Source organism: Pseudomonas parafulva, from assembly GCF_000800255.1.
GTDB lineage: Bacteria > Pseudomonadota > Gammaproteobacteria > Pseudomonadales > Pseudomonadaceae > Aquipseudomonas > Aquipseudomonas boreofloridensis.
Genome location: NZ_CP009747.1, coordinates 4,844,543 through 4,870,850 on the forward strand (window position 1 = coordinate 4,844,543; position 26,308 = coordinate 4,870,850).

Annotated in this window: 15 protein-coding genes; 7 read left to right on the forward strand and 8 right to left on the reverse strand. The window is 65.4% G+C overall.

Annotated elements, in window-relative coordinates:
- Positions 1-6: 6 nt before the first annotated feature.
- The 7 genes from yccS to NJ69_RS21160 all read right to left on the reverse strand — a co-directional run bounded on the left by yccS (position 7) and on the right by NJ69_RS21160 (position 11,086).
- Positions 7-2,190: a YccS family putative transporter gene (yccS, locus tag NJ69_RS21130; protein ID WP_039582795.1), complete on the reverse strand. Its 2,184-nt coding sequence runs from the start codon at positions 2,188-2,190 to the stop codon at positions 7-9.
- 117 nt (positions 2,191-2,307) lie between these two features.
- Positions 2,308-3,489 carry an NAD(P)/FAD-dependent oxidoreductase gene (locus NJ69_RS21135; RefSeq protein ID WP_039582796.1) on the reverse strand — a complete coding sequence of 394 codons (1,182 nt, stop codon included), beginning with the start codon at positions 3,487-3,489 and terminating at the stop codon, positions 2,308-2,310.
- Positions 3,490-3,532: 43 nt separating this feature from the next.
- Positions 3,533-4,870, reverse strand: a complete 1,338-nt coding sequence (gene dbpA / locus NJ69_RS21140) for an ATP-dependent RNA helicase DbpA (RefSeq protein WP_245219556.1) — start codon at positions 4,868-4,870, stop codon at positions 3,533-3,535.
- Between the two features lie 111 nt (positions 4,871-4,981).
- Entirely contained in the window at positions 4,982-6,409 is a 1,428-nt protein-coding gene (gene mdtD, locus NJ69_RS21145; RefSeq protein WP_039582798.1) for a multidrug transporter subunit MdtD, read from the reverse strand.
- 70 nt (positions 6,410-6,479) lie between these two features.
- Complete coding sequence (locus NJ69_RS21150) at positions 6,480-7,811, reverse strand: TldD/PmbA family protein (protein ID WP_039582799.1); 1,332 nt, start codon at positions 7,809-7,811, stop codon at positions 6,480-6,482.
- Positions 7,811-9,253, reverse strand: a complete 1,443-nt coding sequence (locus NJ69_RS21155; RefSeq protein WP_039582800.1) for a TldD/PmbA family protein — start codon at positions 9,251-9,253, stop codon at positions 7,811-7,813. The genes NJ69_RS21150 and NJ69_RS21155 overlap by 1 nt, the downstream gene beginning before the upstream one ends.
- A 30-nt stretch (positions 9,254-9,283) precedes the next feature.
- Positions 9,284-11,086, reverse strand: coding sequence for an acyl-CoA dehydrogenase (locus NJ69_RS21160; RefSeq protein WP_039582801.1), 1,803 nt, complete (start codon positions 11,084-11,086; stop codon positions 9,284-9,286).
- Positions 11,087-11,421: 335 nt separating this feature from the next.
- Between NJ69_RS21160 and NJ69_RS21165 the strand changes: the two genes are divergently transcribed.
- Positions 11,422-14,223: an RHS repeat-associated core domain-containing protein gene (locus NJ69_RS21165; protein ID WP_167335978.1), complete on the forward strand. Its 2,802-nt coding sequence runs from the start codon at positions 11,422-11,424 to the stop codon at positions 14,221-14,223.
- A gap of 72 nt (positions 14,224-14,295) precedes the next feature.
- Here the strand turns inward: NJ69_RS21165 and putA are convergent, their stop codons facing one another.
- Entirely contained in the window at positions 14,296-18,246 is a 3,951-nt protein-coding gene (gene putA, locus NJ69_RS21170; protein WP_039582802.1) for a trifunctional transcriptional regulator/proline dehydrogenase/L-glutamate gamma-semialdehyde dehydrogenase, read from the reverse strand.
- Between the two features lie 356 nt (positions 18,247-18,602).
- Between putA and putP the strand changes: the two genes are divergently transcribed.
- The 6 genes from putP (at position 18,603) to NJ69_RS21200 (ending at position 26,297) form a co-directional block, all read left to right on the forward strand.
- The gene (gene putP, locus NJ69_RS21175) at positions 18,603-20,081 is read left to right on the forward strand and encodes a sodium/proline symporter PutP (protein WP_432416628.1); all 1,479 of its coding nucleotides are present in this window, start codon (positions 18,603-18,605) and stop codon (positions 20,079-20,081) included.
- Positions 20,082-20,186: 105 nt separating this feature from the next.
- Positions 20,187-21,023, forward strand: coding sequence for a 23S rRNA (adenine(2030)-N(6))-methyltransferase RlmJ (locus NJ69_RS21180; protein WP_039582806.1), 837 nt, complete (start codon positions 20,187-20,189; stop codon positions 21,021-21,023).
- 109 nt (positions 21,024-21,132) lie between these two features.
- Positions 21,133-22,890 (forward strand): carbamoyltransferase family protein, encoded by a 1,758-nt coding sequence (locus tag NJ69_RS21185; protein WP_029612817.1) that lies wholly within the window; start codon positions 21,133-21,135, stop codon positions 22,888-22,890.
- Positions 22,874-24,004, forward strand: a complete 1,131-nt coding sequence (locus NJ69_RS21190) for a glycosyltransferase (protein WP_039582808.1) — start codon at positions 22,874-22,876, stop codon at positions 24,002-24,004. Before NJ69_RS21185 ends, NJ69_RS21190 begins: the two co-directional genes overlap by 17 nt.
- The gene (locus tag NJ69_RS21195) at positions 24,004-24,900 is read left to right on the forward strand and encodes an antimicrobial resistance protein Mig-14 (protein ID WP_039582810.1); all 897 of its coding nucleotides are present in this window, start codon (positions 24,004-24,006) and stop codon (positions 24,898-24,900) included. The genes NJ69_RS21190 and NJ69_RS21195 overlap by 1 nt, the downstream gene beginning before the upstream one ends.
- Positions 24,897-26,297, forward strand: coding sequence for a PIG-L deacetylase family protein (locus tag NJ69_RS21200; RefSeq protein ID WP_039582812.1), 1,401 nt, complete (start codon positions 24,897-24,899; stop codon positions 26,295-26,297). Before NJ69_RS21195 ends, NJ69_RS21200 begins: the two co-directional genes overlap by 4 nt.
- Positions 26,298-26,308: the final 11 nt, after the last annotated feature.

Below are 26,308 nucleotides of genomic sequence, written 5' to 3' on the forward strand. Positions count from 1 at the left end.
GGCACCTCAGGCCGGCTCGCTGTCCTTGATCAAATGCGCCGCCAGCGTGCGCAGCGGTCCCAATTGCCTGCAGATCAACGCCAGTTGCGACTGCACCAGGCGCTGGTGCTCGTCCAGCTCTTCGGGCATCTGCTCCAGTTGCTGGGCCAGGGCCTCCTCCGCGTCGCTGTGGATGGCCACCGGCGAGCGCGCCGCCAGGCCGCTGGCGATCTCGTCGAGGCTGCGCGCCAGGCTGCTGCCCACGCCATCGATCAACTGCTCGTGCACCTCGGCGGGCAATGCCGTGTCGCGGTGCGCGCCCAGGCCCGACAAGTAGCTGAGCAGGGTGTGCGAGAGCACCAGGAAGCGGAAGCCCACGTCGGCTTCCTTGCGGAAGTGCCCGGGCTCCATGAGCATGTTCGACAGCGTGGTCGACAGCGCCGCGTCGGCGTTGTGCGCGTTGCGGCGGGCCAGGCGATAGGCCAGGTCGTCGCTCTTGCCCACGGCGTACTGCTGCATGATCTGGCGCAGGTACTCGCTGGCGCAGCTCAGGGTGTTGGCCAGCACCTTGTTCAGGCGCCGTCCCTGCCAGTCGGGCAGGAACAGGAACACCGCGAGGATGGCGATCAGGCTGCCGACCAGGGTATCGAACAGGCGCGGCAGGAACAGCCCGTAGCCATCGCCGATCTGGTTGAAGCAGAACAGCACCATCAGCGTGATCGCCGCCGTGGCCAAGGTGTAGCGGGTGGTGCGGTTGACGAAGAACACCACACCGGCCACCACCGCGAACAGCGATTGCACCACCGGGTTGGGGAACAGGTCGAACAGCGCCCAGCCCACCGTCAGGCCGATGGCGGTGCCGAAGATCCGCTGCACCAGCTTGCGCCGGGTCGCGCCGTAGTTGGGCTGGCAGACGAACAGCGTGGTGAGGATGATCCAGTAGCCCTGCGTGGGGTGGATCAGGTGCACCATGCCGTAGCCGATCGACAGTGCCAGCGGCAGGCGCAAGGCATGGCGGAACAGCAGCGAGGTGGGGGTGAGCTGGGTGCGCAGGCGTTTCCAGACTTCCTTGAAGGTGCGCGGCGAGCGGTCCAGCAGGCTGCTGTCGCTGGCGGCGACCAGGCTGTCGGGGTTGCTCGCCGCACCGAGCAGGCGATCGAGGGTCGCCAGGTTCGCCGCCAGGGCGCGCAGCGAGCGCAACAGGCCGCGCCAGGCCGGGTTGTTCTGCTGGCGCAGGTACTCCAGCGAGGCGTTGAGGTCTTCCAGGGCCTCGGGGTAGCCGCTGGCGAGCACGAACGGCTGGCGCAGGCGGATCGAACGGGCCAGTTCCTGACAGGAGGAGCCCTGTTTGCGCAGCAGGCGTTGGCAGCGGAACATCACGTCGCTGTGGAAGAACGTCTCGCTCAGGGCGTTGTAGGGGTAGTGCGAGGCGCTGACCCGTTCATGGATGTCCTGGGCCAGGAAGTACAGTTTCAGGTAGCGGCTGACCTTGGAGTTGGGCTGGCTGTTGCCAACCCGGTGCAGGATGATTTCCTTGGCGGTGTTCAGCGCCGCGACCACCCGGCCATTCTGCTTGGCCAGCTCCAGGCGCGTGGCTTCGACATCCAGGGTGCGCACCGGCTCGAACAGGCTGGCCTTGAGCTTGAGGTAGCTGCCCAGCTCGAAGAACAGCTTGGCCAGGCTCTGCTGCACCGGCTGGTTGGAGAACAGCGCCTGCCACAGCACCGAGAGCAGGCCGTACCAGGCCGCGCCGGCCACCAGCAGCAAGGGTTCGTGCCAGAAGTCGCTGACCTGGCCGCCGCGCTGGTCGACGCCGATCATGGTGTACACCGACAGGATCAAGGTCGCCGAGGCGATCGCGCCATAGCGCTCGCCCAGCGCGCCGAGCATGGTCAGGCCGAAGGCGGCCAGGGCCAGCGAGATGACGAAGATCCAGGGGTAGGGGAACAGCAGCTCGACCGCCAGGGCGGCGATGGCGAAGCACACCAGGGTCACGGCCAGGGCGCTGAGGCGACCTTGCCAACCGTCGTCGGTCTCGGCCAGGGCGCTGGCGATGATGCCCAGGAACAGCGGGATGAGCAGGCTCATCTCGTTGTGGTACCAGCACCAGGCCATGGAGCCGGTCAGGGCGATGGTCACCCGGATGGCGTAGCTGAACTTGTCCTGGCCCCACAGGCGACGCAATGAATGGCGCAACGAACTCGATGACATAGTGGCCCTGGGCTGTGAGCGAAAGGGAGTTCTGATCGGGTTCGGGGCCGCACAGCGGCCCCGGAAGTAGCCTTGCACGATCCAGCAATAACCGTTCCGTGCGCAGCGGATTCTACCTCAGACGAACTGCGCCGCGGCGTTGGCCGAGGCCCAGGCCCACTGGAAATTGAAGCCGCCCAGGTGGCCGCTGACATCCAGCACCTCGCCAATGAAGTACAGCCCCGGACTCTTCAACGATTCCAGGGTCTTGGACGACACTTCGCGGGTGTCCACGCCGCCCAGGGTCACTTCCGCCGTGCGATAGCCCTCGGTGCCGGCCGGCACCACCTGCCAGGCCGACAGCTGTTCGGCGATCTGCGCCAGTTCCGCCGGGGTGTACTGCTTCAACGGCCTGGAGACGAACCACTGCTCGGCCAGCAAGTTCGCCAGCTTGCGGGTGAACACCTCGCCCAGCACGGTCTTGAGCTCGCTGTTGGGGCGCTCGGTTTGCTGTTGTTGCAGCCATTGCAGCGCGTCGTGGTCGGGCAGCAGGTTGAGCTCGACGGTGTCGCCGCTTTCCCAGTACGAGGAAATCTGCAGGATCGCCGGGCCGCTCAGGCCACGGTGGGTGAACAGCAGGTTTTCGCGAAAGCTCACGCCATTGCAATGGGCGATGCAGTCCAGCGAGGTGCCGGACAGCTCGCTGCACAGTGCCTTGAGTTGGGGCTCGGTGACGGTGAACGGCACCAGCGCAGCGCGGGTCGGCAGCAGGGTGTGGCCGAACTGGCGGGCGACCTGGTAACCGAAGCCGGTGGCGCCCAAGGTCGGGATCGACAGGCCGCCGGTGGCGATCACCAGCGACTGGCAGGCGAACGGTCCGGCGCTGGTGTGCAGGCGGTAGCCGTCGTCGGTCTTGTCGATCCGTTCGATCTGCGTGTTCAGGCGCAGCTCGGCACCGGCGGCGTCGCACTCGGCCAGGAGCATGTCGAGGATGTCGCTGGACTTGTTGTCGCAGAACAGTTGGCCGAGCTTTTTCTCGTGGTACGGCACGCCGTGGCGGGCCACCAGTTCGATGAAGTCCCACTGGGTGTAGCGGGCCAGGGCCGACTTGCAGAAGTGCGGGTTCTGCGACAGGAAGTTGGCCGGCTCGGTGTACATATTGGTGAAGTTGCAGCGCCCGCCGCCGGACATGAGGATCTTCTTGCCGGGCTTGTTGGCATGGTCGAGCAGCAGCACGCGGCGACCGCGGCGCGCGCTGAGGTGTGCGCACATCAGGCCGGCGGCGCCGGCTCCAATGATGATCACGTCGGTGGAGTGCACGGTGTGAACCTGTCTGGAGTCGAAAAGGGAGCTTGCCAAGGGGTTAGATGATGCGGACCTTGAGCGCGCGGCCCTTGATCTTGCCGCTGTTGAGCCGCTGCATCGCCCGCTTGGCCACCGCCCGCTCCACCGCCACGAAGGCGACGAAGTCGAAGATGGCGATCTTGCCCACTTGCTTGCCCGGCAGCCCGGCGTCGCCGGTCAGCGCACCGAGGATGTCGCCTGGGCGCAGCTTGTCCTTGCGCCCGGCACCGATGCACAGGGTGGTCATCGGCGGCAGCAGGGGCTCGCCACCCTTGTGCTTGAGGCCGTCCAGCGGTTCCCAGCGCAACGGGCGCTTCTGCAAGTCCTCGATGGCCTGGGCGCGATGGCCTTCGGCCGGCGCCACCAGGCTGATCGCCATCCCTTTCTCACCGGCGCGGCCGGTACGTCCGACGCGGTGCACGTGAATCTCGGCGTCGCGCGCCAGTTCGACGTTGATCACCAGGTCCAGGCCATCGATGTCCAGGCCGCGAGCGGCCACATCGGTGGCCACCAGCACCGAGCTGCTGCGGTTGGCGAACATCGTCAGCACCTGATCGCGGTCGCGCTGTTCCAGGTCGCCGTGCAGGGCCTGGGCGACGATGCCCTTGGCGGTCAGGTGGATAACCAGGTCTTCGCACTGCTGCTTGGTGAAGCAGAACGCCACGCACGACTGCGGACGGTAGTGACCGAGCACGCGGGTGACCGCCTCCAGGCGCTGCTGTGGATCGATCTCGATGAAGCGCTGCTCGATCTGGCTGTCGCTGTGCTGGCTCTCGACCTTGACCTGCTGCGGCGTGCGCATGAAGTCGGCGGCCAGTTGCTCGATGCCGGCCGGGTAGGTGGCCGAGAACAGCAGGGTCTGGCGCCGCGAGGGGGTCTTGCCGATGATCGCGGCGATGGCGTCGAAGAAGCCCATGTCGAGCATGCGGTCGGCTTCGTCCAGCACCAGCGTGTTGAGGCCCTTGAGGTCGAGGGTGCCCTTGTCCAGGTGCTGCTGGATGCGCCCTGGGGTGCCGACGATGATGTGCGCGCCGTGTTCCAGCGAGGCGATCTGCGGGCCGAGCGAGACGCCGCCGCACAGGGTGAGGATCTTGATGTTGTCCTCGGCCCTGGCCAGGCGGCGCAGTTCCTTGGCCACCTGGTCGGCGAGCTCGCGGGTGGGGCACAGCACCAGCGCCTGGCAGCCGAAGTAGCGCGGGTTGATCGGGTTGAGCAGGCCGATGCCGAAGGCGGCGGTCTTGCCGCTGCCGGTCTTGGCCTGGGCGATCAGGTCCTGGCCCTTGAGGATGACCGGCAGGCTCTGCGCCTGGATCGGGGTCATCGCGGCATAACCCAGGGCATCCAGGTTGGCCAGCATGGCGGCGGACAGCGGCAGGGAAGCGAAAGCGGTGGAGTCGGTGGTCACGGGACTGGCCTGCGGTGCGAAGCGAAAAATGCCGCACAGTCTACCAGCCCATGGCGATTCCCCCTACGTTTCCACGTGCTCTTCCGGACGACGGGTACGCCGGCCGTCTGTCGGCGAAAGCTGCAGGAAGATCGCCGCAGCCAGCATCGCCATCAAACCGATGGTCAGGAAGGTGAGCTGGAACGCCCCCAAGGTGGTTTCCACGCCGTCGGCATTGCCTGAGGCGGTGAAACCACCGAGCAGGGCGCCGGCGCAGGCCACGCCCAGGCTCAGCGACAGTTGCGCGACCACCGACAGCAGGCTGTTGCCGCTGCTGGCGCTGACATCGTCCAGGTCGATCAGGGTCACGGTGTTCATGGCCGTGAACTGCAGCGAGTTCACCGCGCCCAACACGCCCAGTTGCACCAGCAGCAGCCAGTACGGCGTCTGCTCGTCGACCAGGCCGAGGCTGGCGAGCATCACGCCGAGCAGCAGGGTGTTGCCGGTGAGGATGATGCGGTAGCCCAGGCGCTCGATCAGCGGACGTGCCACCGACTTGGCCAACATCGCTGCGGCCGCCAGCGGGATCATGCTCATGCCCGCCTGCGCCGGCGAGTAGCCCAGCGCCACTTGCAGCAGCAGCGGCACTAGGAAGGGCAAGGCGCCGCTGCCCAGGCGGGCGAACAGGTTGCCGAGGATGCCGATGGCGAAGGTGCGCACGCGGAACAGGCTGGGCGAGAACAGCGGCTCGGGGTCGCGTCCGGCGCGCAGCCAGTAAGCGGCCAGGCAGGCCATGCCGGCGAACAGCAACAACATCACCCGCAGGTGCGGCAGGTGCAGTTCGCCCAGGCCTTCCATGGCGATGGTGATCAGCACCATCGCCGCGCCGAACAGCAGGAAGCCCGGGCCGTCGAAGGTGGTGCGCTCGCTGCCGCGCAGGTCCGGGATGAATTTCCACACCGCATAGCAGCCCAGCGCGCCGACCGGCAGGTTGAGCAGGAAGATCCAGTGCCAACTGAGGATTTCCACCAGCCAGCCACCCACGGTCGGGCCGAGCAGCGGCCCGAGCAGGCCGGGGATGGTGATGAAGCTCATGATCCGCACCAGTTCCGAGCGCGGGTAGGCGCGCAGCACCACCAGGCGCCCGACCGGCAGCATCAGCGCACCGCCCAGGCCCTGGATGACCCGCGCGAAGATCAGAAAGCCCAGGCTGTTGGCCGCCGCGCACAGCAGCGAGCCGACGCTGAACAGCAGGATCGCGCCGAAGAAGATGCGCTTGGTGCCGAAGCGGTCGGCGATCCAGCCCGAGGCGGGGATCAGCAGGGCCACGGTGAGCATGTAGGCGATGATCACGCCCTGCATGCGCAACGGGTCCTCGGCCAGCGAGCGGGCCATGGCGGGCAGCGCGGTGTTGAGGATGGTGCCGTCGAGCGACTGCATGAAGAAAGCGATGGCCACCACCCAGGGGAGCCAGCGGGCGGTGATGGGGTCGAGCGGGGCGCGTTCGGGCATGACGTCCTCTTCTGCCTGTGCCGGCCCTGGCGCGGATCGATCGCGGTGGCGATAGGGCCGGCAGGGCCAATCACAATGTCAATGTCAGTCCTCTGACCAGCGCGCCGGGCAAATGACTCGATCCGGTCTGCCGCTGTCCGTAGGTGCTGGTGGACAGGATCAGCTCGCGCTCGCAGGTCAGCGCTTCCAGACGGTCGCCCAGCAGGTTGTACAGGCTGTCGTCGAAGCGCATGGTGCTCACCGGTCCCTGGATCTGCCCGTCCTGCACCCAGAAGGTGGCGAAGCGGGTCAGGCCGGTCATGCGCGCGGCGGGCAGGTCGGAGTAGTTCAGGTACCACAGGTTGCTGATGTACAGGCCGGTGCCGAGGTGTTCGAGGATGTCCGCCGTGGCCAGCGATCCGGGGGCCAGGCTCAGCGCGCAGGGCGCCTCGTAACTGTCTGCACCGTTGGCCAGCAGGGCGAATTCGGCGGCGCTGCGCGCGCTGGTCAGGCGCTCGAGGGCGCGGCCTTCGCCAATCAGGGTCAGGTCCTGGCGGGGCGAGCCTTCGTCGGAGAACGCTGGGCTCAGCGAGCCGCTGACCTGTTCGGCGACGCTCACCAGCGGGCTGAGCCGGGCATCGCCGTTGTACAGGCGTTGCAGCGGGCTGTTGCCGGTGGCCAGGGCCTGGGCTGAAAAGCCGCCCCAGCCCAGCATGTCGGCGATCTCGTCCATGGCCGCGGGGGCCAGGTAGGCGCGGTAGCTGCCGGGTTCGAGGGTGATGGCCGGGCGGCCCAGGTGCTGCAGTTGCTCGCGCGCCAGCCGCAGGCGCGTGGCAAAGGCCTCGGCGCTCCAGGCCTGGCCGGCATAGTTGGCTTTCACCGCCTGGCCGTTGGCGTGGAACAGGCTCCAGTCGAAGTTGAAGCTGTTGGCCTGGTGCCAGCCGAAGGCGCCATAGGAACTGGCGAAGCCCCGGCAGAGGGGACCGGCGGCATAGATGCCGACCAGGTCCAGGTCGCCGGCCTGTTGCTCGACCAGCGCCAGCACTTCGTCGAAGTCGGGCAGGGGCTCCTCTTGCACGCTGTGGCTGTGCCAGGCGCGCTCGTCCAGTTTCAGGTAGGGATCGGCGGGCAGCAGCGGCAAGGTCTGGCGCAGTTGCGCCAGCGCGTCGTGCAGGCGCTGGCGGTCGAGTTGCGGGTCGTCGCCCAGGGTGAACTGCTGCTCGGCCTGACGGCCGTCACGCACCAGGCGCAGGCTCGCACTGGCCTGGCTGACATCGCCGGCCTGACGCACCTTGGCCTGGTTGAAGCGCACGAAACGCGACTGTTCGGCGCTGTAGCCGAGGGTGAACTGCTCGCCGGGATGCACGGCGTCGCGCAGGGCGCCGTGCAGGTGCTCGAAGCGAGGTCGATACGAAGTGCTCATCAGGCGTCTCCTCCGAATACGTCGATCTGGCGGAACACGCAGGCCGGCGAGGCGTGGCCGACGCGGATGACCTGGTTGGGCTCGCCCTTGCCGCAGTTCGGGGTGCCGAGCACCTGGAAGGTGCTGCGGTCGCCCACCGCCGAGAGGTTGCGCCAGAACTGCGCGGAGATGCCGCGGTAGTTGGGGTTCTTGACCACGCCCTTGAGTTGGCCGTGCTCGATGAGCTGGCCCCATTCGCAGCCGAACTGGAACTTGTTGCGCGCGTCGTCGATGGACCAGGAACGGTTGGTGCGCATGAGGATGCCGTGCTCGATGCCCGCGATGAGTTGCTCCAGCGAGTGCTCGCCCGGTTCGATGTTGAGGTTGGCCATGCGGTCGATGGGGGCGCGGTTCCAGCCGCAGGCACGGCTGTTGGCCACGCCGTCGAGGCCGGAGCGCAGTTGCGAGAGGGCGCCGCCCAGCGGCCGCAACAGCGTGCCCTGGCGAATCAGGAACTGCTTGCTGGCGGGTGTGCCGTCGTCGTCGAAGCTGTAGCTGGCCAGCTCTTCTGGCAGGGTCGGGTCGAAGGTGACGTTGAGCAGCGCCGAGCCGTATTGCAGATGGCCGAAGTCGCTGGCCTTGACGAAGCTGGTGCCGGCGTAATTGCGCTCGTCACCGAGGATGCGGTCCATCTCCAAGGGGTGACCGATGGACTCGTGGATTTGCAGCATCATCTGGTCGGGCATCAACAGCAGGTCGCGCACGCCGCTGGGGGTGTTGGGCGCCAGCAGCAACTGCAGGGCCTCGTCGGCCACGTGTCGGGCCGCGCCTACCAGGCCGCAGCGTTCGATGATCTCGAAGCCGCCCTGTTGGCCGAAGTTCTCCCGGCCCAGGGTGCGGCTCTGGCTGTCCTGGCCATCGCTGGCGGTGACGCCCAGGCCGGGGAAGACGAAGCGCTGCGCATGGCGCAACTGCGCACCGGCCGAGTTCAGGTAGGTCTGCTCGACGAGGGTGATGCCCAGGCTTGCCTGCCAGTCCACCAGGCGTGCGTCCTTGGGCACGCTGGCCGATTCGGCGGCCAGCAGCTCAAGGCAGTCGGCCAGGTTGGGCAGGGCCTGCTCGAAGTTGGGCGAGACGTGGTCGTGACGTTGGCTGGGCACCGGCTGCTGGCGCAGATCGAGCAGGTGGTGGCCAGCGATCTGCCGGGCCAGGGCCTCGGCCTGTTCCAGCGCACGTTGCAGTCCGGCTTGCGACAGGTCGGCGGTGGCCGCGTAGGCTTCCACGCCGTTGAGCCGAACGCTGAGCATGGCGCCCTCATCCTGGCTGAACGACGGTGGTTCGGCGACGTTACGCCGCACTGACAGCGATTGGTGCGCTTGCTTGACGTGGCGCAGCGAAAAGACGTCGGCCGTGCTGCGCAGCCCGGCGAAGCGCTGGCGCAGCAGGGCGCTGGAATCGAACATGCAAGAACCTCCGGTACACGGTGGCTCCCCCTAGAACCACCCCTCGTGCATGCCCAGGCACGTGTCGTCACGTGCCTCGAGCAAGGCGAGCTCAGTATGGCAGCCTGGCACCTCCCAGATCAGAAAATAACGCGCCGCTTGTAGTTTGCCTTGATAGAAATCGCGATCGGCTTCGACGCCCTTGAGCAACCCGAGCTCGGCGTGGATCGCCTGCTCCAGCCAGCGCCAGCCGATCACGCAGTGACCGAACACCTTGAGGTACAGCGCAGAATTGGCCAGCGCAGCCGCCGCCTTGCCCTGGGCCAGATCGCCGAGCAGGGCCAGGGTTGCGGCCTGCAAGCGATTGACCAACTGCTCCAGCGGCTGGCGCAGCGCATCCAGGTTGGGGTGATGGCTGGCGCGCTCGGCGGTGGCGGCGATCAGGCGGATCAGGTGCTTGAGCCCGGCACCGCCGTTCTGCGCCAGCTTACGCCCCAGCAGGTCGAGCGACTGGATACCCTCGGTGCCCTCGTGAATCGGGTTCAGGCGGTTGTCGCGGTAGTACTGCTCCACCGGATAGTCGCGGGTGTAGCCGTGGCCGCCGAGGATCTGGATCGCCAGTTCGTTGGCCTTGAGGCAGAACGCCGATGGCCAGGATTTGACGATGGGGGTGAGTAGGTCGAGCAGTTGCTGGGCCTGCTCGCGAGTGGTTGCATCGGGCGCGGTGTGGGTGTCGTCGAACAGCCGCGCGGCGTACAGCCCCAGGTCGAAGGCGCCTTCCACGTAGGCCTTCTGCATCAGCAGCATGCGCCGCACGTCGGCATGCTCGATGATCGGCACCGGCGGGCTGTGCGGGTCTTTGTTGTCCACCTGACGGCCCTGGGGGCGCTGGCGAGCATAGTCCAGCGAGTACAAGTAGCCGGCGTAGCCGAGCATCACTGCGCCCATGCCGACGCCGATGCGCGCCTCGTTCATCATCTGGAACATGTACGCCAGGCCTTGGTGCGGCTGGCCGACCAGATAGCCGATGCACTGGCCGTTATCGCCGAAGTTCAGCGCCGTGGAGGTGGTGCCGCGCCAGCCCATCTTGTGGAACAGCCCGGCCAGCGTCACGTCGTTGCGCGCGCCGAGGCGACCGTCGGCGTCGACCCGGTACTTGGGCACGATGAACAGGGAAATGCCCTTCACCCCGGCCGGGGCGTCCGGCAGCTTGGCCAGGACCATGTGCACGATGTTCTCCGATAACTCGTGGTCCCCGGCGGAGATGAAGATCTTGTTGCCCTTGAGCCGGTAGCTGCCGTCGCCAACGGGCTCGGCGCGGGTGCGGATGTCTGCCAGCGACGAGCCGGCATGGGGTTCGGTGAGGGCCATGGTGCCGAAGAAGCGGCCGTCGATCATCGGTTGCAGGAACAACCGCTTCTGCGTTTCGTCGCCGAAGCTTTCGATCAGGTTGGCCGCGCCCATGGTCAGGAACGGGTAGGCGGTGGTGCCGGCGTTGGCGGCCTGGAAGTGGGCGAAGCAGGCTTGCGAGACCAGGCTCGGCAACTGCATGCCGCCGACGTCGAAGTCGCGGTTGGCATTGAGCAAGCCCGCGTCGAGAAACGCCTGCACGGCGGGTTTGACCTCCGCGATCAACTCAGCCCGGCCGTCCACATAGCGCGGTTCGTGCTCGTCGCCTTTGCGGTTGTGCGGGGCGAAGTACTTTTCCGCCAGGCTGCGCGCAGTGCCCAGCGCGGCGTCGAAGGTTTCGCGGTTGTGCTCGGCAAAACGCGGGCGGGCGGTCAGGGCCTCGGCATCGAGGACTTCATAGAGTTCGAACGCAAGGTTGCGGCTGCTGAGGAGTTGCTCGGACATGGCGGCATTCCTGGAATCGGGATGCGCCGAGTCTAGTGGCGGTGACCGTTACCGCACAGGCTAATGGATGTGGGTGATAGCGCTTCAAAAGCACGATGGCGGTGCAGGGTCAGGTGGTGCTGCGGGACTGACAGTTCTGCCAGGTGCCGCCGAGGTTTTGCGACGCTAGTATGCAAAGCACACCGTGGTTGAGATTGGCGCGGATGCGTATGTCGATTGGAGGACGCTCGATGACCTGCTCTGCGCCGTTGGTTGCCCACAACACGCCCCGAGTACAAGTCTTTGCAGGGAGACTGACGGTCCGGGAAATTGTCTATCATCGCCATGACCGGAGCTTGGAGCGCACCGATCAGCGCGTCACGTGCCACGGGTACGATCGCCGAGGTGTGCTTGAGCGCAGCGTCGATCCGCGTCTGGCTAAATCGGGCCGGGTGAACTTTACCTTTGCGAACGATCTCGTTGGCAGGCCAGTGCGCGCTGAGCGTGCTGACGCCGGCATTTGTGTAGCCCTCGCCGATATCCTCGGTCGCCCTCTCGTACGGTTCAGTGCGATCGCCGCCGATGCGGATGGTCGCGACGACTGCGGCCAAGTGGTCGTACGCAGTCTGGCCTATGAAACTGCCGGTTCGCCCGGGCGGCTGGTGAGCATTACCGATACTCAAGCGGGCGGTGATCCGCGCATCGTCCAACGCTTCGTTTACGGCGGTGGCAGTGCATCGGAATGTGCGTCGAACCTGGCGGGGCGGTGTGTCGGCCGTTATGACGGTGCTGGACTTGCGCTGCTCGAGGGGGCTGCCCTTACCGGCACACCTATTGCGTTCACGCGGCGGCTTCTTGAGCACGGTGATGATGAGCAGACCACTGCGCACTGGCGAGGGGAGACGGCCAGTGACTGGGATCGGGCGCTGGAATCGGTCGAGTTCGCCTACACGACGTGCGCGGTGGTGGATGCCTGCGCAGCCGTTTCAAGTGTCACCGATGCCGCCGGAAACCGGCAGCGCGTGGCTTGCGACATTGCGGGTCACCTCAAGGCTGCGTGGCTGTCTCGCAAAGGGGCGCCAGAACGCGAAATCGTGCGCTCGCTGAGTTACCTGGCCTGTGGCGCCAAAGCGTCTGAGCTGCACGGTAACGGTGTATTGACCCAGTACTTTCACGACCCCACCACGCGACGTCAGACCGGCCGACGCATCGAGCGGCCAGCGGCTCATGCGCGCGGCATGAAAGTATTGCAGGACGTGCGCTATACCTTCGATCCGGTCGGTAACCTGGTCGGGGAGTTGGACATGACCGACGTTGCCAGCTTCTGGCGAAACCAGAAGGTGGTACCCAAAAAGACCTACCGCTACGACAGCCTCTATCAACTGGTCAGCGCTTCGGGGCGTGAACACGCCCAGGGCGAGGCTGCACCAGGATTGTCCAAAGACTGCCAGGTTGGCGCAAGCGACCAGACCCTCCTGACCTGCTATAGCCGAGACTTTACCTACGACGCAGCCGGCAATTTGATGCGCACGGTGCACCTCTCGCCCGCCAGCAGTCGCTGCTATGTCGTGGGCATGATGGTCAGTGACCGCAGTAACCGGGCGGTACTCGACACGATGGCGAGCAGCCCCGCTGAAGCGCAAGCCGCATTCACAGCGAGTGGGCATCAGGCCATGCTGCTACCTAATCAGCCATTGCTCTGGACGTCGAACGGCGAACTGCGTCACGTGGTTTCGGTGCAGCGCGAACAGTCGCAACAGGACGACAGCGAGCATTACCGCTACGACGGCGATAGTCAGCGAATCACGAAGATCAATACGCAGTGGGCTTCTGCGAGCCGGCGCAGGCAGCGCGTCATTTATCTGCCAGGGCTCGAATTGCGCCGCACTGTCAGCAATGCGCGTGTCGAAGAGGAGCTACAGATACTCAAGGTCGGAGGGGGCGGGTATGCCCAAGTTCGGCTTTTATATTGGTCCAACGCCGCCCCCCCGGGTTTACAGAACGATCAACTGCGCTACAGCTACGACACCCCTTTGGGTAGCAGCATTTTGGAAATCGACGGGGATGGTCGCTTGATCAGCCACGAAGACTACTATCCCTACGGCGGCACGGCATTTTGCCTGGCGCGAAATAAGCTCGAGGCGAATTACAAGACGTTGGGCCATGGTGGCAAGGAGCGAGATGTCACTGGGCTTTACTACTATGGCCAACGCTACTATCAGCCCTGGGCAGGGCGCTGGCTGAGTGCCGATCCAGCGGGTGCAGTCGATGGCCTCAATCTGTATTGCCGGGTACGTAATAACCCCGTTACCCGTCGGGATGACGACGGCTTGCAGAGTTTCGAAAGCGAATTTGGCCCGGATTTCAGTGCTTTGGATAAAGTCATCGACTTTCCAGAGATTTTCAAGGCTGCGCCTGAAGGTGTCGTCCTCAAGGGCAATGTCAGCGAGCATTCACTGGGGCGATTGAGGTTGAAGGTGTATTGGCAACGGGAAGTGCCCGCCTACCAGCCGTTGCCCTCTGAGCAAGTGATCGGTGCGCTGGGCGATGATGGGCGTGGTCAGCTCGGCCCCGATGCCCAGCGCGCACGTACGCTTGGGGTGACCGAGCAGTTCGCCAAGGACCTGACTCGCAGCAGTTACACGGTGATTGAAGGTGGCCAGGAAAAGCCGTTAGGCGAACACACCATCGATCAGTTGTTCACCCGGCAGCAGAAAGAGATCGTTTCTACCCTTGCGCACCAAGCCCACGCCGCCGAATTGGCCGTGCTGAGCTACGGCATTGAAGCCGCTGGCGGCACGTTCGACGAGCAAGGCCAGTTCCGCGCTTCTTGGGTGCAGGCCCCCGGAGCTGACCCTGAGCACATCATCGAGAAGCCTTCACCGAGCGACAGGTCGCTCATTGTCAGGTCACGGCAGATTTTCAGTCTCAAGTACACGGAAACGGAGCAACTGGCTGCCGACCTGAGCCTGACCGCCGAGCAGATTTCGGTCTTGCGTGTGGACAGGCAGGGTGGGGAGATTACCTACCACTATCAGGACGCACATCCGACGATTCAGAAGTTGCAGATTTCCTACGTAACTCCCGTCGCGCCCGTCAGTACCAAACGTTCACTTGCCTCAAAGATAAAATTCTGGCGATCGTCCAGCAAACAGTGAGCAGGCTTGAACGGTGGCCAAAAGAAAGCAGGCGCGCCCGAGACGCGCCTGCTTTCATCGCCTCGCGTGATCCTAGCCGATGGTCATCAAGCTCGCGTTACCGCCCGCCGCCGCCGTATTCACGCTGACCGCCCGCTCGATCACCAGCCGCTCCAGGGCGATCTGCTGGTCACCGCTAGACAACCCGTGCACGCCGACGATGGCACCGGCACGCTTGGCCACCTGCTGGCACACTGCGCGGAGCTGGTCGGAGTGACCGTGGTGGATGACGGCGTCGAAGGCCACGTCATCCTTGGTCCAGTCGGCCACCAGCCTGAGCTTGCCTTGCAGCTCTTTCGGCAGGCGGCTGCGCAGGCCCTTGGCCGGCTCGCCATCGCTGCACAGCGCCGAGCTGCCGACCGCCAGCACCGCTGCGAACTGCGTCAGCAGGTCGGCTTCGTTGTCGGCCAGGCACAGCACGTGCTCGCGGGGCAGCACGCTGTAGGTGTTGCGCTCGCCGGTGGGGCCAGGCAGCACACGGGTAATGCCGCTCTGCGACTGCTCGGCGAACTGCTCGCACAGGGCGACCAGCTCAGGCTGGTGGCTGGACGCCCAGGTCTTGAGTGCGTGCAGTGGCTTGAGCAGTTGCTCGTGCAGCGCGTTGTCGGCCTTGCCGTGTGCGTCGGTACGCTGGAAGTGCCGGGCGATGGCGTCGGCCGGGCGGGTCGACAGCAACCGGTACAGGTACAACGGACCACCGGCCTTGGGACCGGTGCCGGACAGGCCTTCACCGCCGAACGGCTGCACGCCGACCACGGCGCCGACGATGTTGCGGTTGACGTACATGTTGCCGGCATTGACCTTGTCCACCACCTTGGCGATGGTTTCGTCGATGCGGGTGTGCACGCCCAGGGTCAGGCCATAGCCAGAGGCGTTGATCTGTTCGATCAGTTGGTCGATGTGCTTGCGGTTGTAGCGCACCACGTGCAGCACCGGGCCGAAGATTTCGCGCTTGAGCTCGTCGAAGCTCTCCAGTTCTATCAGGGTCGGCATGACGAAGGTGCCACGCTTGCATTCCTCGCCCTCGGCCAGGGCCACCTGATAGACGCTGCGGCCCTTCTCGCGCATGGCCTGGATGTGCTTCTCGATGCCGGCCTTGGCCTCGGCGTCGATCACCGGGCCGACGTCCACCGACAGGCGCTCGGGGTTGCCCATGCGGTTCTGCGCCATGGCGCCCTTGAGCATTTCGATGACCCGGTCGGCGCAGTCCTCTTGCAGGCACAGCACGCGCAGGGCCGAGCAGCGCTGGCCGGCGCTGTCGAAGGCCGAGGACACGACGTCGATCACCACCTGTTCGGTGAGCGCCGAGGAGTCGACGATCATCGCGTTCTGGCCGCCGGTTTCGGCGATCAGCGGAATCGGTCGACCCTGGGCGTCGAGGCGCCCGGCGACATTGCGTTGCAGCAGACGCGCCACCTCGGTGGAACCGGTGAACATCACGCCTTTGACCCGCTCGTCACCGACCAGACCGGCACCGACGGTTTCGCCGCGCCCTGGCAGCAGTTGCAGCACGCCCTCGGGAATGCCCGCTTCGAGCAGCAGGCGCACGGCCTGGGCGGCGATCAGCGGGGTCTGTTCGGCGGGCTTGGCCAGGACAGGGTTGCCAGCGGCCAGCGCCGCCGCCACCTGGCCGGTGAAGATCGCCAGCGGGAAGTTCCACGGGCTGATGCACACCACCGGGCCCAAGGGGCGGCAGGCGTCGTTGCTGAAGTCGGTGCGCGCCTGCACCGCGTAGTAGCGCAGGAAGTCCACGGCCTCGCGCACTTCGGCGATGGCGTTGGCGAAGGTCTTGCCGGCCTCGCGGATGAGCAGGCCCATCAGCGGTTGGATCTCGGCTTCCATCAGGTCGGCAGTGCGCTCCAGGATCGCCGCGCGCTCGGCCGGCGGGGTGGCCTGCCAGATCGGGGCGGCGTTCAGCGCGCACTGGATGGCGTTGTCGACGTCGGCGACGCTGGCCTCCTGCACATGACCCACCACGTCGCGGTGGTCGGCGGGATTGAGCACGGCCTCGACGGCACCTTCGCTGGCCGTGCAGGCCAGCAGGGGCGAAGCATTCCAGTCGGTGTGCGCGGTGGCCAGCAGGGCGCAGGACAGCGAAGCCAGGCGGTGCTCGTTGGCCATGTCGATGCCGGCCGAGTTGGCCCGCTCGCTGCCATACAGCTCACGCGGCAGCGGGATGCGCGGGTGCGGCAGGCCGACGTTGCCTTCCTGGGTGGCCATGCGCTCGATGCTCAGCACCGGGTCGGCGACCAGTTCCTGGATGGAAATGGAATGATCGGCGATGCGGTTGACGAACGAGGTGTTGGCGCCATTTTCCAGCAGGCGCCGCACCAGGTAGGCCAACAGGGTTTCGTGGGTGCCGACCGGCGCGTAGACGCGGCACGGACGGTTCAGCTTGCCGTCGGCGATCTTGCCGACCACCTGCTCGTACAGCGGCTCGCCCATGCCATGTAGGCACTGGAATTCGTACTGTCCTGGGTAATAGTTCTGACCCGCGATGTGGTAGATGGCCGATAGGGTGTGGGCGTTGTGGGTGGCGAACTGGGGGTAGATGGCTTCCGGCACCGACAGCAGCTTGCGCGCGCAGGCGATATAGGAGACATCGGTGTAGACCTTGCGAGTGTAGACCGGGTAGCCCTCCAGGCCTTCGACCTGGGCGCGCTTGATCTCGCTGTCCCAGTAGGCGCCCTTGACCAGGCGGATCATCAGGCGGTGGCGGCTGCGCTTGGCCAGGTCGATGATGGCGTCGATCACATAGGGGCAGCGTTTCTGATACGCCTGGATGACGAAGCCGATGCCGTTCCAGCCCGCCAGCGACGGCTCGAAGCACAGGCGTTCGAGCAGGTCCAGCGACAGCTCCAGACGGTCGGCTTCTTCGGCGTCGATGTTCAGACCGATGTCGTACTGCTTGGCCAGCAAGGTCAACGACAGCAGGCGCGGGTACAGTTCGCCCATGACGCGTTCGTACTGCGCACGGCTGTAGCGCGGGTGCAGCGCCGAGAGCTTGATCGAGATGCCTGGGCCTTCATAGATGCCGCGCCCGTTGGACGCCTTGCCGATCGAATGAATCGCCTGCTCGTAGGAGGCCAGGTACTTCTGCGCGTCGTGCTCGGTGAGCGCGGCTTCGCCGAGCATGTCGTAGCTGTAGCGGAAGCCCTTGGATTCGAAGCGGCTGGCGTTGGCCAGGGCCTCGGCGATGGTCTCGCCGGTGACGAACTGCTCGCCCATCAGGCGCATGGCCATGTCGACGCCCTTGCGAATCATCGGCTCGCCGCTCTTGCCGATGATGCGGGTGAGCGAAGAACTCAGGCCGGACTCGTTGTGGGTGGACACCAGCCGGCCGGTGAGCAGCAGGCCCCAGGTGGCGGCGTTGACGAACAGCGACGGGCTGTTGCCCAGGTGCGGTTGCCAGTTGCCGGTGCTGATCTTGTCGCGGATCAGCGCATCGCGGGTGCCTTTGTCCGGGATGCGCAGCAAGGCCTCGGCCAAGCACATCAGGGCCACGCCTTCCTGGGACGACAGGGAGAACTCCTGCAGCAGGCCTTGGACGATGCCGGCACGGCCGCTGGCGCTTTTCTGATGGCGCAGCTTGTCGGCAAGCCCCGCAGCCATCTTGTTGGTGGCCTCGGCCAGCGGGGCGCTCAGGCGCGCTTGCTCCAGCAGCATCGGCACCACTTCCTGCTCGGGACGGCGGTAGGCGGCGGTGATGGCCGCGCGCAGCACCGATTGCGGCAGGATGCTCTCGGCGAACTCGAGAAAGCATTGGTGCGCGTGGTCGGTCGGCACGTCGCCGGCATCGTCGCCATTGCTGGCGGCCAGGCCGTCGATGTCGTTGGGGTTGGCACCACCCTCGAGCTTCTCCAGGTAGTTGAAGATCGCCTGCTTGATCAACCAGTGCGGGGTGCGGTCGATGGACTGCGCAGCCGCTTTGAGTCGTTCACGGGTCGGGTCGTCGAGTTTGACCCCAAGGGTGGTCGTCGCCATTTCTTATCCTCGTTATTGCCACGGGAGTGGCTAAGCTGGCGGCAAGATTAGCGGGCGGCGTTTGCAGGTGCAACCGGGTGCAACCCGAATTTTTTCTGAAAAAGGTGCAACTCGTCCGCCAGTCTCTGAAGGAACCTCCTGTAGTCCATTTTTGCTGCCTTAACGTCTTAAAACCCTGACTTTTGTCGCAAAAAGTAGCAAAAAAGCGGTTTTATCTGAAAATGCATTTATGGGTGCAACTTGCAAATGAAAAGTGGTTGCACCTGATGAAGGTTGTTGCATAGGATGCGCCGCCTGGGTGCAACCGCCTCGTCATGTGTGGTTGCGAGAGATAACAACAACGCCAGGACATAACCATGGGCAATCCAATCACGATCACCTTCGTGGTCTACATCGCAGCAATGGTGCTGATCGGCTTCGCCGCCTATCGCTCGACCAAGAATCTTTCCGACTACATTCTCGGCGGCCGCAGTCTCGGCAGCGTGGTCACCGCCTTGTCGGCCGGTGCTTCGGACATGAGTGGCTGGTTGCTGATGGGGCTGCCGGGCGCCATCTACCTGTCGGGCTTGTCCGAGGCCTGGATCGCCATCGGCCTGACCGTCGGCGCCTACCTCAACTGGCTGTTCGTCGCCGGTCGATTGCGGGTACAGACCGAACACAATGGCGATGCGCTGACCCTGCCGGACTTCTTCTCCAGCCGTTTCGAAGACACCAGCGGTCTGCTGCGGGTGATCTCGGCCATCGTCATCCTGGTGTTCTTCACCATCTACTGCGCTTCCGGCATCGTCGCCGGCGCCCGCCTGTTCGAAAGCACCTTCGGCATGTCCTACGAGACGGCGTTGTGGGCCGGTGCAGCAGCGACCATTGCCTACACCTTCGTCGGTGGTTTCCTGGCGGTGAGCTGGACCGATACCGTGCAGGCCACGCTGATGATCTTCGCGCTGATCCTCACGCCGATCATCGTGCTGATCTCCACCGGCGGCTTCGACACCACCCTGCTGGCCATCGAAGCGCAGAACCCGGCCAACTTCGACATGTTCCGCGGCGCCACCTTCATCGGCATCATTTCGCTGATGGGCTGGGGCCTGGGCTATTTCGGCCAGCCGCACATCCTGGCGCGCTTCATGGCGGCCGACTCGGTGAAGTCCATCGCCAATGCCCGACGCATCTCCATGACCTGGATGATCCTGTGCCTGACCGGTACCTGCGCGGTGGGCTTCTTCGGCATCGCCTACTTCTCGGCCAATCCTGGCCTGGCCGGGCCGGTGACCGAAAACCATGAGCGGATCTTCATCGAGCTGGCGAAGATCCTGTTCAACCCGTGGATCGCCGGGGTGCTGCTGTCGGCCATTCTCGCTGCCGTGATGAGCACCCTGAGCTGCCAACTGCTGGTGTGCTCCAGTGCGCTGACCGAGGACTTCTACAAAGCCTTCCTGCGCAAGGGCGCTTCGCAGACCGAGCTGGTTTGGGTCGGTCGCCTGATGGTGCTGGCCGTGGCGCTGATCGCCATCGCCCTGGCCGCCAATCCGGACAACCGCGTGCTGGGCCTGGTCGCCTACGCCTGGGCGGGCTTCGGCGCGGCGTTCGGCCCGGTGGTGCTGATGTCGGTGCTGTGGAAGGGCATGACCCGCAATGGCGCGCTGGCGGGTATCGTGGTCGGTGCGCTGACCGTGATCCTGTGGAAGAACTACGTCGGGCTGGGGCTGTACGAGATCATTCCGGGCTTCCTGTTCGCCACCGTCGCGATCGTCGTGGTGAGCAAGCTGGGGCGTCCGAGCGCCAGCATGGTTTCGCGGTTCGAGACGGCTGACGCGGCGTACCACGCCGACAAGTAAGCGACAGGCCGAGCGCGGGCCTGCCCGCGACTCGGCCGGCGCCGACCACCGCACCTGACGCCGTCAGCCCGACAAGGTAAACTTGCCGGTTCCTCAGGAGCCCACATGAACTATCGTCACGCCTTCCATGCCGGCAACCACGCCGACGTCTTCAAGCACATCGTGCTGACCCGCCTCATCGCCCTGATGTCGCGCAAGGAGCAGCCGTTCGCCTACCTCGACACCCATGCCGGCCTCGGTCTGTACGACCTGCAGGGCGATCAGGCGACGCGCACCGGCGAGTACCTGGAAGGGGTAGCGCGACTCTGGGGCCGCGACGACCTGCCAGCGGTGACCGACGACTACCTGCGCATCATCCGCCGCCTGAATCCGGAGGGTGAACTGCGTTACTACCCCGGCTCGCCGGAGCTGGCGCGGCGCCTGATGCGCCAGCAGGATCGCGCACTGCTCAACGAGAAGCACCCCGAGGATGGGCCGCTGCTCAAGGACAACATGAAGAAAGACCCGCGCGTCACCGTGCACCTGGGCGAAGGCTGGCACGTGCCGCGGGCCTTGCTGCCGGTGCAGGAAAAGCGCGCGATCATGCTGATCGACCCGCCGTTCGAACAGGCCGATGAGCTCAAACGCTGCACCCAGGCGGTGAAAGAGGCGATCGGGCGCATGCGTCAGACCGTCGCGGCCATCTGGTACCCGATCAAGGACCAGCGCTCGCTGACCCGCTTCTACCAAGACCTCACCAGTACCGGCGCGCCCAAGCTGCTGCGGGTCGAGTTGTACGTGCATCATCAGGACAGCCCGCAGGGCCTGAACGGTTCTGGCCTGGCCATTGCCAATCCGCCGTGGGGCCTGGAAGACGAGCTGCGCGAGCTGCTGCCGTGGCTGGCCAAGGAGCTGGCACAGAGCGCTGGCAGTTGGCGCATGGACTGGCTGATCGCCGAGTAACAGGCGCAGCCGTGCGGTACAGGTTGTTTGCGCTATAATCGCGCGCTTTGGTCGCCAGCCGCCCACCCGGCTCCTGGCGCATCTCATATCGAATGAAGAGGCGAGTCCCTTGGCATTGACGATTCTTGGCCTGTCCGGCGCCCTCAGCCATGACCCTTCCGCGGCCTTGTACATCGACGGCAAACTGGTTGCCGCCGCCGAAGAAGAGCGCTTCGTGCGTGACAAGCATGCGAAGAACCGCATGCCGTATGAATCGGCGAAGTTCTGCCTGGAGCAGGCCGGCATCAAGCCGTCCGACGTGGACGTGGTGGCCATTCCGTTCGCCCCCATCAGCCTGTTCGGCAAGGCCCGCTGGCACTACGCCAAGCGCTACTGGTACGCCCCGGACCGCGCCCTCGACGCTATCCTCATGGGCAACCGTCGCTACAAGCGCTACCGCAAGAAGATCGTCTGGTGCCTGGAGCAGTTGGGCTTCGATCCGAAGAAGATCAAGATCGAGCCGGTCGAGCACCACCTGGCCCACGCGTCCAGCGCCTATCACTGCTCGGGCTTCAAGGAAAAGACCGCGATCCTCGGCATCGACGGCAAGGGCGAGTACGCCACCACCTTCTTCGGCTACGGCGAGAACGGCAAGATCCACAAGATCAAGGAGTTCTTCGATCCGGATTCTCTGGGCGGCCTGTACGGCGCGATCACCGAGTTCCTTGGTTTCGAGATGCTCGACGGCGAGTTCAAGGTGATGGGCATGGCGCCGTACGGCGACGCCAGCAAGTACGATTTCTCCCGTCTGGCCAGCTTCGAGAATGGCGAACTGGTGATCAACACCGAGTACGCCAACGTCATCGGTCTGCGCCGCTATAAAGAGAAGGGCAAGGGCTTCTACTTCTCGCCCAAGCTGATCGAGTGGCTCGGTCCCAAGCGCGAAGGCGACATCGCCGACGAGCCCTACATCCACTACGCCGCCAGCATGCAGGCCCTGTTCGAGAAGCTGGCCCTGCAGATGATCGACCATTACCTGGGCGACATCCTCAAGGAAACCGGCAAGCTGGCCTTTGCCGGTGGCTGCGCGCTGAACGTCAAGCTTAACCAGAAGATCATCGCTCGCCCGGACCTCAAGGAGCTGTTCGTCCAGCCCGCGTCCGGCGATGCCGGCACGGCGGTCGGTGCCGCCGCCTACGTGTCGCACGCCCGTGGTGTGCCGGTCGAGAAGATGGAACACGTCTACCTCGGCCCTGCGTACTCCAACGAGGACGTCATCGCCGCCTGCGCGCGTCATCCCAGTGCGCCGAAGTGGCGCAAGCTCAACGACATGCCTCAGCGCATCGCGCAGATCATGGTCGATGGCAACCCGGTGGCGTGGTTCCAGGGCCGTATGGAATTCGGTCCGCGTGCCCTGGGTGGCCGTTCGATCATCGGCTGCCCGAGCGTGCCCAACGTCGCCAACCGGATCAACGAGCAGATCAAGTTCCGCGAGCGCTGGAGACCCTTCTGCCCGTCGATGCTCGACACCGTCGCGCCGCAGATGATCAAGATCGACCACCCGGCCCCGTTCATGACCTTCACCTTCGAGGTGGCCGAGGAGTGGAAGACCCGTGTGCCGGAAGTGGTCCACGAAGACGGCACCTCGCGGGCCCAGGTGCTCAAGCGCGAGTACAACCCGCGCTACTACGACATGATGAAGGCGCTCGAAGACCTCACCGGCAATGGTGTGTCGCTGAACACCTCGCTCAACCGTCGTGGCGAGCCGATGATCTGCTCGCCGACCGACGCGCTGAACATGTTCTTCGGCTCGGACCTGCAATACCTGATCATGGAAGACATCCTGGTGGTCAAGGACGGCGCGGCGGCGTATGACCAGCCGCTCTGACCTGCGGGTCCTGCAGTTCTGCCACGGCTACGACGGGCCGTTCCTCGATTGTGCCCGTCAGTACGCCAGCCTGTTCGAAGGCCGGGGCTACAAGGTCACCACGGTGTTCCTCACCGGCAAGGCCGACCCCCAGGTGGCTGCCGGCTGTGGTGGCGATGAAGTGCTGTTTCTCGAATTCAGCTCCAAGGCCGTGCGCGGGCTCAAGCTTGGCGCCATCGCGGCCTTGCGTCGAATCGCCCGAGAACGCACGTTCAGTTTCTGCATCGCCCACCGCTTCAAGCCCCTTTATGTGGCGCTTTTGGGCACCGCGCTGCCGGTGATTGGCGTGCACCATGCCTTCGGCGACTATCAACGCCAGGGCCGTCGCCTATTTGCCAACCTGGCGCGCAAGCGCCTCAGCCTGCTGGGCGTGTCCGACGCGGTGCGTGACGACATGCGCCGCTGTCTGCCCGGCTGGCCAGCCGAGCGTATCCAGACGCTTTACAACCGCATCGACGTCGCGGCGCTGCAGGCTGCACTGCTGCCGCGTGACGAGGCGCGGCGTGCCTTGGGGTTGGACGCTCAGGCGTGGATCGTCGGCAATGTCGGCCGCCTGCACCCGGACAAGGACCAGGCCACCTTGCTGCGCGGCTTCGCCCAAGCCTTGCCGGGATTGCCCGGGAACGCCCGATTGGCGCTGCTGGGCAAGGGTCGTCTGGAAGACTCGCTCAAGGCGCTGGCCGCCGAACTGGGCATCGCCGAGCGCGTCGATTTCCTCGGCCAAGTGGCCGATGCCCGTCGCTACTTCCAAGCCTTCGACGTGTTCGCCCTGAGTTCCGACCATGAGCCATTCGGCATGGTCCTGCTGGAGGCCATGGTGGCGGGCGTGCCGGTGCTGGCCACCGCTTGCGGTGGTGCGCGCGAGGTGGTCGAGGGCGTGGGCGTGCTGTTCGCGCTGGGCGATGCCGGGCAATTGGCCCAAGGGCTGCAGCACATGGCCGGTCTGAGCGACGAGCAGCGCCGCGAATGCGCCACCCTGATGCTGCAGCGTTTGCATGAGCGATTCTCCGATGAGGCCGTGCGTCAGGTGTTCTGGCAACTGCCCCAGGTACGAGCGCTGGAGGCGCGGGTCTGATGCTCAATCATCTGCGCGCCTGGCGCGAACGCGGCTGGACCGCCATCGACGCGAACGCTTATGCCCAGGCCTGGCAACGCTTTGGTGGCAGTGTCGCCAGTCATCCGCTGGTGCTCGAGCAACTGGCCGACCTGGCACAGATTCCCGTGCGCTACCTGGGCTGGGAACGTGACGGCGAACTCAAAGCGGCAGTGCCGACCTGGGGCCGGCACCTGGCGCTGTCCAAAGAGGTGCTCAAGCGCCACGGCAAGAAGGGCCTGTTCGATCTGGGCAATGCCGAAATCATCCTGCCCGCCGCTGACGATACCGCTGCACCGCTGCGCCATGCCGGGCGTTACTTGTCCGAGCTCAATCACGGTCGCTTCGACGGCCTCAAAGCGCAGACCGAGCAACTGGCCTTGGCGCGCCCGCACGAAGACCTGTCGAAGAAGTTTCGCTACAACCAGCGTCGCGAGCTGCGTCTGCTGGAAGAGGCAGGCGGTGTTGTGCGGCCGATCAGCGAGTTCAGTGCCAGCGACATCGCCGCCATGTACTGCGATCTGTTCCAGCGTCGTTGGGGCTTCCCCGCCACGGGTGCTGCGCACATGGCCGAAGTGATCGAGCGCTTGCGCGAGCTGCTGATCGGTTCGGTGCTGTTCCTCGACTCGGCGCCGATCGCCATCCAGCTGGTGTATCGGGTCGAGTCACCGCAATGGGTCAGCGTCGAGTATGTCAATGGCGGGGTCGATCCTGAAACCAAGGCGTTCAGCCCCGGTAGCGTGCTCAGCTTCCTCAACACCCAGGCCGCCTGGGAAGACGCCAAGGCGCGCGGCAAGGCCCTGCGCTTTTCCTTCGGCCGGGCCGACCGGGAGTACAAGGAGCGCTGGTGTCATCCGGTGCCGGTGTACCAGTCATGAGCCGCAAGCAGCAGTTGCTCAAGCGCCATCGCCGCAACAAGCGCATCGGCTTGCTGGTGACGCTGCTGGCCTTGCTGCTGGCGGGCGTGTTCGTCGCCTGGTGGTTGCCGGTGCTGCTGCTGCCGCTGCTGTGGGTGGCCCATGAGGCCTGGTTTGCCGATCACCTGTTCTATGCCGCGAACGAAGACTACCTCTACAGCTTCCCGGACAGCGCCGAAGTGCCCGACGTCACCCTGGAGAACGGCCGGCTGAGGGCGGCGGACCTGAGTCTGCAGGGCGATGAAACCCTGGTGTTGCAGGTGGAGTTGCGCTGCGGCTGGCTGGGGCGACTGTTCGACCCCGGCGTGCACATCGAGGGGGCCGAGCGCGCCGACCTGCAGGTGTTCGAGCGCGGCGTGCGAGGCTTGCGCTACTTGAATCTTGGCGGCTGCGCCCAGGCCTTGGTGGACGGGCGACTGACCCTCGCCGGCCGCTTCTGCACGGTGGTCGGGCAGCCGCGGCTGTGGGTGTTGCGCCAGGCCGATCCGCGTCGGCGCCGAGTGATGGTCATCGCCCCGCACGCCGATGACGCCGAGCTGGCTGCCTACGGCTTGTACAGCCAGGCAGACGAGGCGTGGATCGTCACCCTGACTGCCGGTGAGATCGAAGCCGAGCATTACCAGGACATGGGCTTGTCATCGACCGAGGCGGCGCGCCTCAAAGGCCGCTTGCGGGCCTGGGACAGCCTGACCGTGCCGCGCTGGGCGGGTGTGCCGGAGTCGCGTTGCGTGCAACTGGGCTACTTCTGCCTGCAACTGTCGGCCATGCGCGAGTCGCCGCAGGCGCCCATCGGTTCGCGCGAGGCCGATCTGACCGACACCCGTGTGTTCCGCCAATTCAACAGCCTGGCTCTGCCAGGTGACGATGGCGTGCCCTCCTGGAACAACCTGCTGGCTGACCTGCGCGAACTGCTGCGTCTGGCGCGACCGGAAGTGATCGTAATGCCCCACCCGGTGCTGGATCCGCACCCGGACCATGTCTGCGCCCAGCAGGCGCTGCGCGAAGCGCTCGCAGGCCTGGCGTGGCAGCCACAGTTGCTACTTGGCTACGCCAACCATCTGCACGACAACGACCGCTGGCCCATGGGCGACAGCGGAGCGGGCGTCGCCTTGCCGCCAGTGACCGACGAACACACCCTCGGACTGCCCTTGAGCCTGTCGCTGGAGCCGCCTGTGCAATACGACAAGGCCATGGCGCTGGGCATGATGCATGACCTGCAGCCCAGGCCGCCGTTCAAGCGTCGACTGCGCCGGTCGATCCAGCGCTGCCTGGCCGGGCGGCGCGGCTCAGTGTTCGGTGAGAACGAATTCTTCCGCAAGGCGGTGCGCCGCCATGAGCTGTTCTGGATCCTCGATTAATCAGACCACGC

Excerpts from the sequence above, each read along its gene's own strand:
- NJ69_RS21195 (WP_039582810.1), top strand. The coding sequence starts at position 24,004 with ATGCTCAATCATCTGCGCGCCTGGCGCGAACGCGGCTGGACCGCCATC.
- putA (WP_039582802.1), bottom strand. The coding sequence starts at position 18,246 with ATGGCGACGACCACCCTTGGGGTCAAACTCGACGACCCGACCCGTGAA.
- NJ69_RS21155 (WP_039582800.1), bottom strand. The coding sequence starts at position 9,253 with ATGTTCGATTCCAGCGCCCTGCTGCGCCAGCGCTTCGCCGGGCTGCGC.
- putP (WP_432416628.1), top strand. The coding sequence starts at position 18,603 with ATGGGCAATCCAATCACGATCACCTTCGTGGTCTACATCGCAGCAATG.
- dbpA (WP_245219556.1), bottom strand. The coding sequence starts at position 4,870 with ATGCTGGCCAACCTGGATGCCCTGGGTTATGCCGCGATGACCCCGATC.
- NJ69_RS21190 (WP_039582808.1), top strand. The coding sequence starts at position 22,874 with ATGACCAGCCGCTCTGACCTGCGGGTCCTGCAGTTCTGCCACGGCTAC.
- NJ69_RS21150 (WP_039582799.1), bottom strand. The coding sequence starts at position 7,811 with ATGAGCACTTCGTATCGACCTCGCTTCGAGCACCTGCACGGCGCCCTG.
- mdtD (WP_039582798.1), bottom strand. The coding sequence starts at position 6,409 with ATGCCCGAACGCGCCCCGCTCGACCCCATCACCGCCCGCTGGCTCCCC.
- NJ69_RS21180 (WP_039582806.1), top strand. The coding sequence starts at position 20,187 with ATGAACTATCGTCACGCCTTCCATGCCGGCAACCACGCCGACGTCTTC.
- NJ69_RS21160 (WP_039582801.1), bottom strand. The coding sequence starts at position 11,086 with ATGTCCGAGCAACTCCTCAGCAGCCGCAACCTTGCGTTCGAACTCTAT.
- NJ69_RS21200 (WP_039582812.1), top strand. The coding sequence starts at position 24,897 with ATGAGCCGCAAGCAGCAGTTGCTCAAGCGCCATCGCCGCAACAAGCGC.
- yccS (WP_039582795.1), bottom strand. The coding sequence starts at position 2,190 with ATGTCATCGAGTTCGTTGCGCCATTCATTGCGTCGCCTGTGGGGCCAG.